Annotated in this window: 15 protein-coding genes and 1 CRISPR repeat array (1 of these 16 running past the window's edge); all 15 genes read left to right on the top strand. The window is 35.3% G+C overall.

The window, feature by feature from the left end; genetic code table 11:
- Nucleotides 1-316 precede the first annotated feature (316 nt).
- On the top strand, nucleotides 317-1,339 hold the full coding sequence (locus J2Z80_RS04460; RefSeq protein ID WP_209453317.1) for a ParM/StbA family protein: 1,023 nt from the start codon (nucleotides 317-319) through the stop codon (nucleotides 1,337-1,339).
- Nucleotides 1,340-1,359: 20 nt separating this feature from the next.
- The gene (locus tag J2Z80_RS04455) at nucleotides 1,360-1,551 is read left to right on the top strand and encodes a hypothetical protein (RefSeq protein WP_209453316.1); all 192 of its coding nucleotides are present in this window, start codon (nucleotides 1,360-1,362) and stop codon (nucleotides 1,549-1,551) included.
- Nucleotides 1,552-1,870: 319 nt separating this feature from the next.
- A complete protein-coding gene (locus J2Z80_RS04450; RefSeq protein ID WP_209453315.1) occupies nucleotides 1,871-2,188 on the top strand; it encodes a hypothetical protein in 318 nt (105 codons plus the stop codon).
- Between the two features lie 617 nt (nucleotides 2,189-2,805).
- Entirely contained in the window at nucleotides 2,806-3,441 is a 636-nt protein-coding gene (locus J2Z80_RS04445; protein WP_209453314.1) for a hypothetical protein, read from the top strand.
- Nucleotides 3,442-3,453: 12 nt separating this feature from the next.
- The gene (locus J2Z80_RS04440) at nucleotides 3,454-3,822 is read left to right on the top strand and encodes a hypothetical protein (protein ID WP_209453313.1); all 369 of its coding nucleotides are present in this window, start codon (nucleotides 3,454-3,456) and stop codon (nucleotides 3,820-3,822) included.
- Entirely contained in the window at nucleotides 3,819-5,081 is a 1,263-nt protein-coding gene (gene mobP3 / locus J2Z80_RS04435; protein WP_209453312.1) for a MobP3 family relaxase, read from the top strand. Before J2Z80_RS04440 ends, mobP3 begins: the two co-directional genes overlap by 4 nt.
- A complete protein-coding gene (locus tag J2Z80_RS04430) occupies nucleotides 5,071-6,882 on the top strand; it encodes a VirD4-like conjugal transfer protein, CD1115 family (RefSeq protein WP_209453311.1) in 1,812 nt (603 codons plus the stop codon). Before mobP3 ends, J2Z80_RS04430 begins: the two co-directional genes overlap by 11 nt.
- A 13-nt stretch (nucleotides 6,883-6,895) precedes the next feature.
- Nucleotides 6,896-7,138, top strand: coding sequence for a hypothetical protein (locus tag J2Z80_RS04425; protein WP_014757785.1), 243 nt, complete (start codon nucleotides 6,896-6,898; stop codon nucleotides 7,136-7,138).
- Nucleotides 7,139-7,181: 43 nt separating this feature from the next.
- On the top strand, nucleotides 7,182-8,048 hold the full coding sequence (locus tag J2Z80_RS04420) for a conjugal transfer protein TrbL family protein (protein ID WP_209453310.1): 867 nt from the start codon (nucleotides 7,182-7,184) through the stop codon (nucleotides 8,046-8,048).
- Between the two features lie 6 nt (nucleotides 8,049-8,054).
- Nucleotides 8,055-8,348 carry a PrgI family mobile element protein gene (locus J2Z80_RS04415; protein WP_209453309.1) on the top strand — a complete coding sequence of 98 codons (294 nt, stop codon included), beginning with the start codon at nucleotides 8,055-8,057 and terminating at the stop codon, nucleotides 8,346-8,348.
- A 3-nt stretch (nucleotides 8,349-8,351) separates the two neighbouring features.
- The gene (locus J2Z80_RS04410) at nucleotides 8,352-8,999 is read left to right on the top strand and encodes a TraC-like domain-containing protein (protein WP_209453321.1); all 648 of its coding nucleotides are present in this window, start codon (nucleotides 8,352-8,354) and stop codon (nucleotides 8,997-8,999) included.
- 5 nt (nucleotides 9,000-9,004) lie between these two features.
- The gene (locus J2Z80_RS04405) at nucleotides 9,005-10,786 is read left to right on the top strand and encodes a VirB4 family type IV secretion system protein (RefSeq protein ID WP_209453308.1); all 1,782 of its coding nucleotides are present in this window, start codon (nucleotides 9,005-9,007) and stop codon (nucleotides 10,784-10,786) included.
- The gene (locus tag J2Z80_RS04400; protein WP_209453307.1) at nucleotides 10,786-11,721 is read left to right on the top strand and encodes a M23 family metallopeptidase; all 936 of its coding nucleotides are present in this window, start codon (nucleotides 10,786-10,788) and stop codon (nucleotides 11,719-11,721) included. The genes J2Z80_RS04405 and J2Z80_RS04400 overlap by 1 nt, the downstream gene beginning before the upstream one ends.
- Before the next feature lie 22 nt (nucleotides 11,722-11,743).
- Entirely contained in the window at nucleotides 11,744-12,076 is a 333-nt protein-coding gene (locus J2Z80_RS04395; protein ID WP_209453306.1) for a hypothetical protein, read from the top strand.
- Nucleotides 12,066-12,791 (top strand): DUF6710 family protein, encoded by a 726-nt coding sequence (locus tag J2Z80_RS04390; RefSeq protein ID WP_209453320.1) that lies wholly within the window; start codon nucleotides 12,066-12,068, stop codon nucleotides 12,789-12,791. Before J2Z80_RS04395 ends, J2Z80_RS04390 begins: the two co-directional genes overlap by 11 nt.
- Nucleotides 12,792-13,131: 340 nt before the next feature.
- A CRISPR array of direct repeats spans nucleotides 13,132-13,248; the repeat unit is 30 nt; unit sequence GTTTTTAGCCTACCTATGAGGAATTGAAAC (it continues 2,041 nt past the right edge of the window).

Genomic DNA, 13,248 nt, shown 5'->3' with positions numbered 1-13,248 from the left:
ATCAATCCCACAACAACGCTCGTATAATCTATCCATAACCTTTCACCTCATAAAGGAAGATTTTACGGCGCGGCTCCCTTATATTTCTTATTTTACTATGCGTCCTTTTGAACATTTTGTTCTGGACAAGTGGTGGTGCAAAAAGGAAGCCCGATCAGTTTATTTTACGGGTTTGAATCCCAAATAATCCCCGGTCTCTGTGCCGTACACTCTAATTATACCACGATTCCTACTGTCTATCGTGATAGTTTTCGTTTATCGTGATGCTGTCAAAGCATGATGTTTATTTTGCATAAAATTAGAAGGAGGATTTGAAATGTTTAAGATAGGATTGGATTTAGGATATGGATATACGAAGGGTATTAGTGAAACTGGTAAAACAGTTGTTTTTCCATCTATTGTTGGGAATGCTTATGAGAGAAATCTTAAAGGTCTTTTTGAAAGTAGTTTTGAGAAAAGAATTGATAATATGCACATTGTAATCATGAACGGGGAAAGGCACGAATTTTTTGTTGGAGAGTTGGCCAGAAGAGAAGGAAGAAATGTATCTTATGCATTTGATGAAAATAAAATAAATCATCCTAACACTAAAGCTTTAATTGCTGCATCGTGCCTTTTGCTTTTTCCTGAAGATGGAAGTCCAGTGCATTTGGTGACTGGTTTACCTTTTGAACAGTATATCCACAAAAAAGACGAATTTTTAGAAATGCTTAAAGGGTATAGAAATTTGGGTTGCTTTAAAGGGGATGAAAAGGTAAAGACGATTAAGTTTGATAAAGTAACGATTTTCCCTCAGGCAGCGGGTGCGGTTTATTCAGCAATTATGGAGGACTTACATAGATATTTAATAAGAGGCAGTTATTTAGGACTTGTTGATATAGGTTTTAAGACAACAGATTTTATAGTTTTCTTAGTGGAGGACCGCTTGGTTTTGAGAGAGGATTTATCAGGTACTATAGATGTAGGTATATCTTCTATTTACAATTCACTTGACAAGTTATTTACACAGAAGACAGGTAGCAAGTTAGATGTACCTGAACTTATGAGAATTGCAAAAGATGAACGGATATTCTTCAGAGGAAGGCAAATTGATTTTGGAGATGAAATTAAAGGTATTAAGGTTGAAATTGCAAGGGTGATAAAGGACAGGCTTAAAGCTGTTTGGGGTAATAAGTTGGACTTCTTTAACACTATTTTTCTTGCTGGGGGTGGTGGTAAAGATTTGCAGGAATTTTTAGTAGACATATATGATAATGCAGTTACTGTGAAAGATCCTCAGATGGCCAATGCGAGAGGTTTTTTGAAAGTAGCAGAATTAGAAGAGAAGAAAAACGAATAGATATACTGGAGGTGGGGGCGATGGACAAAAGAGTAAAAAACGTAGAAAAACTTAATTATGAAAATATATGGGAGCTTATGAAACAGATGGTTGATTACTATATGGAAGAGAAAAACTATATAACTAAGAGAGATATAAAATACATTATCAGGTTTTGTGAGAATACAAATCTTAAGGCAATATCTATTAAAGATGATGAACGAATAATGTAAACAGCTTTATGATGCTTTATATCAATAAATATGGTGCATTAGCTATTAAAATGTAAACAAAAGTTATTTTGCAAGATACCTTGATTGTTTACATTTTTTAAATTTTATGAGCTACAATTCTTTATTTTACTTGGCTTTAAGTTGTTTACAATGTATGTATACAGGTAAAAGTCTTGATACCAAAGGAACAAGGGATAAAAAACGGCAAAGTGTAAACAAACTTAATAAGAGAATTTGTTATCTGTTTACACTTTATAAATTTTATAGTCTTAAAACACTAGTATTACTCAAGTTAACCTGTAAACAGGTGGTGATTTTTTTGCCTTCAAAGGTGTACAGTTTTAGAGTGGATGAAAGCGACTTAAACGAGGTTTTATCGAAATTTAACGGAAAAGATAGATCAGTATTTATAAAAAGTGCGTTGAAATTCTATGTTGATTTTTGTTTAAGTGAAAATAAAAAGGATCCATTTAAAGAGATAAATGAGAAGCTTAATAGGATCGAAGATGTTATTTTAGGACTTAATTTAGAAGTGCCTTTTAAGAGGGCAGAACTTCAAGCCCAAACGTTGGATGAATCTAAGGACACAACAGAACAATTCTTGCTGGAAAGTTTGCAAGATATTCTTTCGCTTTAGTTAAAAAGCGTGTAGTAATTATGCTTGGGTTTTATAATGCAGGATAAGGGGAGGTGCACTTCGTGCATCACACACGCCGGGCAGTGCCCGGCGGAACTGGTTTTGTAAGAGGTGTATTTTAAGGTGCATTTCGTATGCTGAAGGTGCATTTTTGTGCCTTAAATAGCTATTAACCATTGATAATTCTGAATTCTTTAGTGATGCTTATATGTCACACGTGAAATTTTATGTTTTTAAAGTTGCTTTTTTATGACAATTTGATAAAAAGTTCTGTTTAATACTGCGGTAAGATTAGAGGTATTTTTATTTCTTAGAAAAAACTTTTTTACAAAAATTATAAAATAAATTGTAAGAGTTAGGGTTAGTTTTTCCCAACAGGTAGGGCTATATTCATGATAATCAACTGTACAAGGAACTGTAGTAAGTTTTTTTATAAACTTCTGTTTATTAGTAAATAGGTGAGTTTTTATAATGAAAGAGTCTTTATCTTTCATTTTTTTAATGATATTTGGCAATGCAACATTACTAAAATCTTTGTAAAGTTTTAGGATAGAATCATCTGGTTTATAAAAAATAAATAGCAGTAGAGAATTTGGATGTTTTTGGAGGTGCCATTCATGTTTAAAATAAGCAACTACAAAAAATTTGCTGATCCTGATAAAAGCAAGTCTAAATGTAATCAAAAGGATCAATGGAAGAATGATATAAGGGCTGATGGGGAGCAAGAGCAAAAAGAAGTCGATAATAAAAGCGATAGAAATCCTAAAATAAAAATTTTGCATAGTATTCCTCCATTCTTGTATGATGAAGAAGAATTTGAAAGAGTTACATCTAACTTATATGGTTTAAAAGACATAATTATAGGTATAACACACATTTTAGGTACTTTCTTTGCAGTATATATACTCTATTCTATCTCTTTTCAAGATTTCCTTTTTTCTTTTTTAAATCCAGCTAAAATATCTAAAATAACAGGAGAGAAAATTCACGTGTATTTATTTCTTATATGGACTGGATGGTCATTTGCAATATACGGTATTTCGAATTTAATTAAAGTTTTGCTTAATCTAAATATGGAAAGGGTAACACTTATTGATTACATTAGTTTGTTAATATATTTTGTACCTGTTACTGCAAGTTTATGGTTTATGCCTCATAAAGATTTTAAGCTTTGGTACGATATAATTTTTTATTTGATTATGTGGTACGAAATCTTTGCACGTAGAATTTTTAAAATTTTTATCATTTTTTGAGGAGGGATGTTTTTGAAAAGGATAAATGTTCAATTGCCAGAGGATGTTTATCAAGCTTTGGTGAATTTAGCATCAAGAAGAGATGAATCTATTTCTGCTGTTGCAAGAAAAATGCTTTCGGATGCGGTTTTGATTGAGGCTGCAAATGATGGTATTGACAAAGTTACCGAAGCTGTTCGTAAAGCCATGCGAGATGTACTAAGACCCACGGAAGATAGATTAGCTAAGCTTATGGCCAAATCAGCCGTTGCAGCAGCTACAGCAATGTACATGAATGTGCAGGCTATAGCAGATTTGGGAAAACAAAATGCTGTTGAGCTTTACAATGAAGCAAGGAAAAAAGCAGTAGCTTATCTCAAAGAAAGAGATGATAATGAATGACAGCTCCTTTTGTGATGATAGCAAAATTTTATTTACCTACTCTTGAAAATCGCGCTAAAAATGTTGCGCATCTTTTGTATATAGGAACCAGATCTGGTGTTGACAAGGGTGAATTAAATGAATTAGAGGAACTGGATGCGGGAAATAAATATGCAGATAAGATACTTTCAGAATATGACAGCTTCGATGATTTTATTGATAATTTTGAGATAGATATTGCTGGCACTCCTGCAGGACATGTAAAGTATATGGATGAAAGGCCGGGAAGTCATGGGCTTTTTAGCTCTGATGAAAATGTTAGTTTAAAAGAGAGAATGAAAGAATTGAGTAATCATTCAGGTATTGCTTGGCGATTTATTCTGTCGTTGAAGGAAGAAGATGCTGTAAAACTTGGATATACTACAAGAGAATCATGGGAGAAGGCTCTAAGAGCTACAATATCAGATGCAGCAGCAAAAATGGGTATACCTGAGTCAAATATGAGGTGGGTTGCTGCCTTTCATCAGAAAAAAGGCCATCCACATGTACATGTTGTAATGTGGGAGAAAACACCTCAGAGGCATCGGGGAAAACTTTCAGAAGGTGAGAGAAAAGACATAAGAAAAGTATTTTTAAATGAAATATATGCAAAAGAAAGACTTGCGCTTACAGCAGAAAAATCAGCAGTACGGGATCTTATAAGGGATACGGCTAAAAGAGATATTTCAGAGTTGCTAAATGAGGTAAAAAAAGCAAGAATAGAAATAAAAGCATTAAATGGAGAAAAGCCCGGTCTTCCACCTACTCTTGACCAAACTACGAGAGAAGAGCTTTTGGAAAAGCTAAAAGAGCTTTCGAAGATTATGCCATCTCATGGACGCATCGCTTATGCTTACATGTCTCCTGAAGTAAAAGAAAAAGCAAAGGAGATTACAGACTGGCTTTTAAAGCAACCAAGTTTTTATAAATCTGTTGAAAGGTACAAAGACCTTGCTAAAGAGCTGACCAGCCATTACACATCAAATCCTGAAATTTTAGAAAGCGCAGCAGAAAAAGCTTATGAAGACATACAAAAGAGAGTATCTCAGATTGTATTAAATGGTGCAGCACAACTTCAAAAAGATCCAACAAGGATTATAAATACTGTGTGGCGGTCAGCATGGAGATCTTTAGAAAGAGAAAGATTAAGAGCTGAAGCACAGAGTAATATTGCAGCTCAAAAGGAAATGGAAAAGAAGAGAAAGGCTGTCGAAAGAAGGAGTGAGAGTCGTGAAGTTTAAAGTTGCTTTAGCCATTCTAATACTTATTGCTGACTTTTTACTCGGACCTTTTCTTTGTATTTTTCCACTTTATGCAAAAGATTATGGCTTTAAGAATGGTTTTGATGCGTGGATATCATACATAGGAAAAGAGCCTTTGTCGGGAATAACACTATTAGAAAAAGAGGATGTGCGAATTCCGTGGATGTGGTTACAGCCTACTATTTTTGCAGCATTAGTTTCAGTCTTTTATCCTATCTATGGCAGAAAAAAGAGAAGAAACGATCTAATGAATTTACCAGAAGCATTTGGGCAAGGACAGCATGGTACTGCAAGATGGAGGACAGAAAAGGAGATTTCACAGACATTTACAGCATGGAATACGAGAAGTAAGTTGGCAAAGGGCGGATTTGTAGTAGGTTTTGACAGAGAAAAAGCATGGCTGGATTCAGGAGATGGGCATTGCTTAGTTATAGGTTCAACAAGGAGTGGAAAATCCAGAAGAGTTATACTTCCTACAATCTGGAATTTAGCAAAAGCAGGAGAGAGCATTGTTGTATCTGATCCGAAAGGTGAGATCTATAGCCATTCATCAGAGTATTTAAAAAGCGAAAGATATAAAGTAATCCTTATAGATCTTAGAGATCCATACAGGGGGAATCAGTGGAATCCACTTTTACGCGTTTCATCTGCACTGGACTCCAATGATTATTCTTTAGCAAGTCAAACGGCGTGGGACCTTGCAAATATTATAAGCAATCAGCAGCAGTACACAGGAGATCCTATATGGCCACAGTCGCAAGAAAGTTTGACTGCTGCTTTGATTTTGGCTGTTGCTTCTTTTGCTCCTTATGAGGCAAGGCATTTAGGAAGTGTGTATGAAATGCTACATCAAATGGGAGCAGGCGGTGGAGAATTATTAGATGAATATTTTCGTTCTCTTCCTAAAGACCATCCTGCATCATCAGCTTATGGTGTTGCAGCACTTTCAGAAGATAGATTAAGAAGCTCGATTTTTACAGGAACTGCAGCACAGCTTAGACTTTGGTCAGACCCTGCGGTTATTTGGCTTACATCAAATCAGGATCACAATTTAGATGACTTAGGAAAAGAAAAAGTAGCTGTTTTTATCGTTATACCGGATGAGAGAGGCACGAGAAATATATTGGCCACTTTGTATATACAACAGACATATCAAGCTTTAGTCGATTTAGCAAATAAAAATGGAGGGCGGCTTTTAAGAAGAGTAAATTTTATACTTGATGAATTTGGAAATCTTCCTACAATACCTGAATTTGATAGGAAAGTTACTGTTGCAGCAGGAAGGGGTATGAGGTTTTTATTGGCTGTTCAGGATATATCTCAGATTAAGGCTAAGTACAGAGAACTTTCTCAGACGATTACAGGAAACTGTGCCACATGGTTATACATTCTTACTACAGATTTAGAAACAGCAAGGATAATAAGTGGAAAGACGGGTCAATATACGGTTAGGACAGAAAGCTATTCTTCACAGGTTAGAAATACAGATTTTAGTCATGGTACAACAGAAGGCCTTACAGGAAGGCCTCTTTTACTTCCAGACGAAGTGTTAAGGTGGCCAAAGGATAAGTCACTTATCCTTCAAGCCAGATATAATCCAGCCTTTCTTCCACTTCCTGATATTTCTGAATGGCCTGCAAGCAAAGATTTAGTGCCTTCTATAGAATATAACATTAAAAAGGAGGTGATAACTGTTCCTGTTTGGGTGCCAACTATAGCAGAAAAAGACAAGACAGATAAAGACAGAACAGATCAAAATTTATTATCAAAATTAAGATGAAGGAGGAGAATTTATGCCAACAATTATTTCTGGTGCTTTTAATCTTTTAAATGATGCTTTAACATGGATTCTTTACCTAATTCCTGCAGCATCAGGAGCAGCTATCGGGTATCATGCACTTATGAAACAGATGAGTGATGGAGATCCATCAGTCACTGCTGCTCACAACAGATCTATAAAAAATGTATTGATTGGTGGAGCAATTGGAATGAGTGCTGCATCACTTGTTAAAGTCTTTTTATCATATTTTAAATAATTTAAAAGGGCCGGATTTAAGGCCCTTTTAGGAGGTGCTTTTTTTGTTAACAACGATAGAGAACATGATTATGAATGCAGTGACAACCTTTATTTCAAATACATTCGACAGTATTTTAGGGCTTTTCATTTCATTCTTGGGGGATGAAATGGCTGTGGCTATAAAAATTCTCAATACACCTTACATAACTAATGCAATTTATTTTACTAAGCTTATAGCAGGAACTCTTTTGGGTGTAAAGGTTGCTGCTGAAGCATTTAAGACGTATATTTTATATTCTTCTGGTGATTCATCTGCTCGACCATTTGAACTTGTTAAAAGAACTGCTTTTGCTGCATTGATGGTTTCAGCAGGTCCTTGGGCAGTCAATACAATTTATGAATGGGGCTCTGAATTTGCAAAGGCTATAGCGTCACTTCCATCAACACAAGCTGGCAATCCTGTTATATGGACTCAAAACATACTTTCATTATCTTTATCTTCTACTATAGCCATGATTTTAATAGCTTTTACAGTGTTAATAGTTTGGATATTGATTTTGATTCAGACAGGGATAAGAGCAGTAGAGATAGCTTTTCTTGCAGTTTCAGCACCAATAATGGCTGTAGGACTTACAAGGCCAGATGAAGGTGTATGGACGGTGTGGTGGAGAGAGCTTATTGTCTTATCTCTTTCTCAAGCTGTTCAAACTTTTATGATAAGGGGATTTCTTTCTACAGAGGTAAATATGCAATTTAATTCATCTGTTTTGAGCCTTTTAATGCTTATAGGCTGGCTATGGGTAGCATTTAAGACTCCTTCTGTCTTAAGACAGTTTGCATATCATACTGGAATAGGATCTGCAGTGGGTCAGGCTGGACAGTCGGCAGGAAGCATGTATATTTTACGAAAAGCGATATTGAAGGGGTGATCTAATTTGTATCAGGTACCTAAGAATATCTCGGGAAAATTTGAATTGATACCCGATTTTGGATGGAATGAGCTTTTTTTCGTTCTTTCAGGTTTTTTGTTAGGTATTTTTGTCTATCTTGTTTTATCTATTTTTACTCAATCTCTAATAAGATATTTGGTTGTGTTTATATTTACTGGACTTGCGTATTTTTTGGTTATTCCAGGACCAGATGGAAATAGTGTGTTAAGTTTAATAAAAAGCTACATTAAATGGAGTAAGAAGCAGAGAAGATATCTTAACGTAATTGGGAGGGAATAGATGTTGATAGGTTTATTGAAAAAAGAGAAAGCTTTAAAAAATGACAAAGAGAAGAAAGATGAGCTGAAAAAGAAGACTGTACAGGATTGGTTTCCTGTTAAAGATGTCGGGAATGATATGATCCTATTGAAAGATGGGAGATATGTATGTGTTTTAAGAGTTTGGCCATTAAATATAGGATTAAAAAGCGAGAATGAGAAAAAGAGAATTATTCAGTCCATGTATGAAGCTTTAAATGGTTTAAAGGATACTATGCAGATATTTTCCATAGGGCGACCTGTCGATCTTGATTCATATATTGGTTTTCTTCAGTCGAAATCGAAAGAAGAAGTAAACATGACAAAGAGAAAATTGCTTCAGGAGTATTTGAAATACGTCGCTTCTATTGTTACAAGTGGTGAGGCAATAGAAAGGCGTTTTTTTATTATGCTATCAAACAAGGAAAAAGAAGAGCTTAAAGTTAAAATTCATGAACTTGCTTCTAATCTTGAGAAGTCAGGACTTAAATCTGATGTAACTTCTGATCAAGAAATAATAGATATGCTTTTTAGTTTTACGCATCCATCTCAGGCGGCTTTTGAGAAAGCACCATCATTTAGTGGACCGTATCTGCCACCTGTCTTTGAAAGTCATTTTAAAGAAAAGGAGTGATGTGCATGAAGAAAGGTGCAGATGTACTTACAGGTTTGATTGATATGATATCGCCTCAAGCACTTGAATTTAGTGGAAAGCAGGTTGTTTTTAATGATCAATTTGCAAGGATAATGGTTATTGCAGGTTATCCTCCTAAAGTAAATGCTGCATGGCTTTCTAAGATTGCAGCAATGCCTGGTGTTGTGTGTTCTGTTCACATTGAACCTACTGATCCGACAAATCTCATTTTAAGTTTAAATAAGGCTATAGGGGAATATGCAGGCAGACTTGAAATGGGCGGTAATGCCCTTACAATACAGCGAACTGAGCAATCTTTGAAGGATGCTGAGGAGCTTATGAGAAAAATAGACCAGGAACAACAGCAAGTTTTTTATGTTACTGTGGTTTTAATGGTTCTTGATAATGACCAGCAAAGTCTTGATAGGAAAGTGCGGCAGGTTGAATCAACTTTAGCAGCTTCGGGGATGAGAGGGAGAATTCTTGTCTTTAGGCAGGAGGAAGGTCTTAAGGCTGTAGGACCATGGTGCATGTTACACGATGATGTAAAGGATGCAGGAGGAAGAAATATGCCTGCAGAAACTGTTGCTGCTTCTTTTCCTTTTACTGCATCAGGCATAAATGATGGAAGTGGTGTTGTATTGGGAAAGGATAGAGATGGAGGATTGGTTTTGGTTGATATATGGAAGCGGGGTGGAGACAGGACTAATTCTAACTGGATTATCTTAGCAAAGCCTGGAGCAGGAAAGAGCTTTACTGCTAAAATGCTTCTTTTAAGAGAATACATGCAAGGCAGCAGAGTGATTATTATAGATCCAGAGAGAGAATATAAGGATATGTGCAAAAAGCTTAATGGAGTGTGGATTAATTGCACAGGCGGTGAAGGCAGAATAAATCCTCTACAAGTAAGGTTAAGACCGGTTGAGGAGAAAGAGACAGATGAATCTAATTCTCTTAAGAGTCCTTTGGCACTACATATTCAGACATTAAGGACTTTTTTTAGTTTATATCTTAGAGATTTGACAGATGTTGAAAAGGCAGCATTGGAAGATGCTTTAGTAGAAGTGTATAAAAAGGCTGGCATTTTGTGGGATACGAATCCTGAGGACATTTCAAATGATACGTGGCCAAATATTAGGGAGCTTTATGAGTATTGTGTTAAAGCATCTGAAAACAATCCTGATGCGTATGGAAGACTTTCAGTGCTTCTTAAAAGAGCTGCTGAAGGAGCGGATTCGTACCTTTGGGCTGGGCCAAGCACTGTTGAAGCTGATTCTGATTTTATTGTTTTTGATGTGCATGAACTGCAGAATGCAGAGGATCAAGTAAAAAGAGCACAGTACTTTAATGTTCTGTCTTTTGCATGGAATATTATTGAAAGGGATAGAAAGGAGAAGACAATCTTAGTTGTAGATGAGGCTTGGATGCTTGTAGATCCTCAGACACCTCAAGCAATAGCATTTTTAAGGGATACTTCAAAAAGAATAAGGAAATACAATGGAAGCCTTGTCGTGATAATCCAAAATATAATTGATTCTCTTGCACCAGAGGTTCAAAGATATGGACAGGCACTTCTGGACAATCCTACTTTTAAACTTCTTCTTGCACAAGGAGAAAAGGACTTAGAGACAATATCAGGGCTTATGAATTTGTCTGAAGCCGAGCACGATCTTTTAGCAAACGCAAAAAGGGGAGAAGGACTTTTTGTGGCAGGCACTCAGAAGATTCATATTAAGATTGAGGCGGCACCTTATGAACTTCAGTACCTTACTGGAGGAGGAAATTGATGCAAATTTTAGGGAAGGTTTTAATAGCTTTTTTACCTGACGATTTTGAAAGTGCTTTAAAGTTTGCACTTCTTTTTATTTTTATTCCAATTGTATTTCTTACGTTGGTTTTTGCAGGACCTATTACTGCTTATGAGAAGGTACCTCTTGTAAGCTATGAGCAAGTTCAGATGTATATAAGCATTGCAGAAAAGGTAAGTGAAAGCACAAAAAATCCTTATAGTGATGGTGTAGAAGTTGACTGGAAAAATCTCGTTGCTATAGATGCTGTGAGGTTTAATCAAGATTTTAGTAAGGCAAACCGTGATGAAATTGAAGAATTAGCAAAGATGTTTGTAGAGATTACAGGATATATAGAAGTTAAGAAAGGTGATGATGTTGTTAGATATCCTATTTACCGGCTTAGAAGTATTGACGAAGTTTTGAATATGCTGAACTTTACTAAAGAACAAAAAAATAAGGTTAAGGAATTTTTAAGTATTGATTTTTCTGAGTTTTTGGATTCGCCTGCTACTGATATTTCTAGTGGGTGGACGCCTGTTGAAAATGAACTTAAGTGGCCATTGTCTGGTGGGTACGCAATAACTTCAGGTTTTGGTACGCGGATTGACCCTGTTTATGGTGGGGAAAGGTATCATTCTGGTATTGACATTGCTGTACCGTTGGGTACGCCAGTTAAAGCTGCAGCAGATGGCGAGGTAGTATATGCAGGATGGAATGACGGCTATGGATTAGTCGTTTTTATATGGCACAACAACAATTTGGAAACGAGATATGCACATTTATCTAAAATAGCAGTAAACAAAGGTCAAATTGTGAAAGCTGGTGATGTTATCGGTTATGTGGGTTCTACAGGGAAAAGCACAGGCCCTCATCTTCATTTTGAAGTGAGAAACGGAGGAAAGGCTGTAAATCCGTTAGACTTTTTTAAATAATTTTTATATTGGAGGCTAAGAGATGGAAAAGCTCTATTCTATTTTAGAACCTTATGGCAGTTGGTGGAATGATGAAGAAGAAGAGAAAAATTTAGAAGCAAGAAATGCTTTAAAGGAGTTTTACATGGAGTTGAAGAAATTAAAGCCTTCTGAGAAGTATGAAAGAAGAGATATACTTCATATGTCATACATTTTTCACCTTATTAAAATAAAGAAGGCTCTTGACGAAAGAAAATACATGAGAGCGTGTAATGAGCTGATTTCTTTGATGCACTATGAACCTTTCATGCAGGGAAGAATTTACTACAACGTCCTTAAATTATTAGAAGACGAGGTGATACAAAATTCTACTTAAAAATCTTTTTAGAAAGAAGAAAAGAAGTTTTTTAGAGAGATTAGATCCTGCTTATGAGTTTAAGTATGCTCTCGAATATGCTCAACAAATTTGTGAAGAAGAAAGGACAAAAGAAGATCAGATTTTGATATTAGATTATATGCTTAGTGTTATTAGGGAAGATTTAAAGTATGATATGCTAACAAATATTTTATATAGAGAAAAATGGTTTGACAAAGATTTAAGAATCCCGCTTCCTTTTCCTTACTATTATTACAATGAAGAAGGAATTAGATTTTCAATATATGAAACAGATGCTGAAAAAAAAGCAATTGATTTATCAAATGAATGTGTTTTGGTTTTTCCATGGCATAGAGAGAAGATGAGAGAAAGTATTAAAAATATAGGGAGAAATGAATTTATATATCAAAAAAACAATCATAAGGCCTATTATTTTTCACCTGTAAATATCTGTTTTGTATATAATGGGATGCATTCTATAGCGGCAGGTGTTGGATTTAAAAAAGGACATATTAAAGCCACCGAATATGACGTCAGTAAACTTTACGACCATGTATATACAGATGGAGTATGGTGGTATAACAGACATAGTAACCAAAGATTAGACGATTTGCTTGATTTTCGTATTGGAATTATTTATGAGATATCAAAGATGAAGTATCAAATTGAGAAAGAAAAATTGGGAAATAATCACTCTGCCCACTATGCAGAGTGATTAGATAAATTTTTCACTGTATTGCAATCGTGCTTTGCGGTGTCGATTATCTATATTTATTATAAAAAGTGAAAAATAAGCAATCATTTTTTTGTTTAATTTAACGGAGGAATTTGGAGAATTATGTAGAATATATTTACATAAAGTTGTTGTGTTAAGTAGTAATTTGTCGTCTACCTTAGATAATGCAAAAAGTGCAGGACATCGACGACAATTTAGCGATTTACCTTTTGAACTTTTATCATGAGGGAGGAGAGAGTGTTACATTATCAAGCATGATAGCTTGACAGTGACTTGATTTTTCACAAAAAAAGATTGGCTTTATAAGAGGAAGTGAATGGTTTTTAGCCTACCTATGAGGAATTGAAACCAATGAGGAAACCTGGAGATAATCCCGAAAAAATAAGTTTTTAGCCTACCTATGAGGAATTGAAACTCGTCATTTTTCTTTGAACGT

The sequence above is a fragment of the Thermoanaerobacterium butyriciformans genome (genome assembly GCF_017874545.1).
Classification (GTDB): Bacteria; Bacillota; Thermoanaerobacteria; order Thermoanaerobacterales; family Thermoanaerobacteraceae; genus Thermoanaerobacterium; species Thermoanaerobacterium butyriciformans.
This window is presented reverse-complemented; position numbering and strand designations above follow the sequence as displayed.

Excerpts from the sequence above, each read along its gene's own strand:
- J2Z80_RS04405 (WP_209453308.1), top strand. The coding sequence starts at position 9,005 with ATGAAGAAAGGTGCAGATGTACTTACAGGTTTGATTGATATGATATCG.
- mobP3 (WP_209453312.1), top strand. The coding sequence starts at position 3,819 with ATGACAGCTCCTTTTGTGATGATAGCAAAATTTTATTTACCTACTCTT.
- J2Z80_RS04460 (WP_209453317.1), top strand. The coding sequence starts at position 317 with ATGTTTAAGATAGGATTGGATTTAGGATATGGATATACGAAGGGTATT.
- J2Z80_RS04455 (WP_209453316.1), top strand. The coding sequence starts at position 1,360 with ATGGACAAAAGAGTAAAAAACGTAGAAAAACTTAATTATGAAAATATA.
- J2Z80_RS04425 (WP_014757785.1), top strand. The coding sequence starts at position 6,896 with ATGCCAACAATTATTTCTGGTGCTTTTAATCTTTTAAATGATGCTTTA.
- J2Z80_RS04400 (WP_209453307.1), top strand. The coding sequence starts at position 10,786 with ATGCAAATTTTAGGGAAGGTTTTAATAGCTTTTTTACCTGACGATTTT.
- J2Z80_RS04395 (WP_209453306.1), top strand. The coding sequence starts at position 11,744 with ATGGAAAAGCTCTATTCTATTTTAGAACCTTATGGCAGTTGGTGGAAT.
- J2Z80_RS04445 (WP_209453314.1), top strand. The coding sequence starts at position 2,806 with ATGTTTAAAATAAGCAACTACAAAAAATTTGCTGATCCTGATAAAAGC.